At 74.0% G+C, this 1,253-nt stretch carries 1 protein-coding gene; it reads right to left on the reverse strand.

Annotated elements, in window-relative coordinates:
* Positions 1-170: 170 nt before the first annotated feature.
* The coding region (locus tag WEB03_RS01775; protein ID WP_368069256.1) for a UDP-N-acetylglucosamine 2-epimerase at positions 171-1,253 on the reverse strand (1,083 nt) is incomplete at its 5' end.

Consider the following 1,253-nt stretch of genomic DNA (forward strand, 5'->3'; position numbering starts at 1 on the left):
CACCGCCCGTGAGCCACCCACCGCCCGTGAGCCACCCACGTGGCCGTCCCGGAGCCACCCACCGCCCGTGAGCCACCCACCGCCCGTGAGCCACCCACGTGGCCGTCCCGGAGCTACCCACCGCCCGTGAGCCACCCACCGCCTGGCCTGACCGCGAGGTTGGCGAGGTGTCAGGGGAGCTGGCGGTGCAGCTCCTCGAGGATCTCGGCCGACGGGTGGACCTGGGTGGTCAGCGGCGGCCGGCGCAGGCTCGCCGCGTCGCGGACGAACGCGTCGACCGTGGCCCGGTCGTAGGCGCTGAGCACGACGTTGTCGCCGATGCCGTCGGGGCGTTCGGTCTGGGCTCGCCACAGCAGGGTCGGGACGCCGAGGAGGGCGCACTCCTCCTGGATGCTGCCACCGTCGGTCACCACCAGCGGGGCGGCCGCCAACAGGCGGGTGAACGCCGCGTGCGGCTGGAGCGGCAGCAGCTCGACACCAGCAGCGGCCAGCCGGTCCCGATGCGACGCGATCGCCCCCTCGGTCGGACCGTGGACCACGAACGTCACCGGCCCCTGCGACGCCAGGCGTTCGACCAGCTCGACGAAGCCTCGGACCCGCTCGGGCCGGTGGAGGTTCTCGACCCGGTGCATCGTCACGACGGCCGGCCCGGTCCCCGACACCGAGGTGCCCTCGAGGGAGTAGCGCAGCGCGTCCACCACGGTGTTCGCCGAGGTCCGCACCGTCCGGTCCGCGAGCCCGCGTGAGCGCAGGTTCGCGGCCGCCACCTCGTCGGGGGCGAACAGCAGCGAGGACAGCCGCATGACGACCCGCCGGATGAGCTCCTCGGGGAACGGTTCGAGCACCGATCGTGACCGCAGGCCAGCTTCGAGGTGGGCCACGCGGAGCCCGGCGCGGCGGGCGAGCAGGGTGGCCAGCAGCGTCGAGGGCGTGTCCCCGTGCACCACGCAGATCCCGCCCTGCCCGCCGAACAGCTCGCGCCGGACCTTGCGAGCATCCAGCAGCCGCAGCGCGATGATGAACGCCCACCGGATCGCGGCGGGGATCGTGGTGACGTCCCGCGCGCCGCCGAGGGTCACGTCGGGGTCGCGCACGTGCAGCTCACGCCGCAGCTCCAGCGACAGCGCGGCGTGCTGGCCGGAGTCGATCAGCCGGTAGGGCACCGACCGCTCGTCGAGCAGCCGCAGCAGCGGCGCGGTCTTGACGTACTGGGCCTTGGTCCCGATGAAGACGTGCAGCGTGTCGGGCACGGG

Origin of the sequence: Nitriliruptor sp. (assembly GCF_040882075.1) — a bacterium.
Lineage (GTDB): Bacteria > Actinomycetota > Nitriliruptoria > Nitriliruptorales > Nitriliruptoraceae > Nitriliruptor.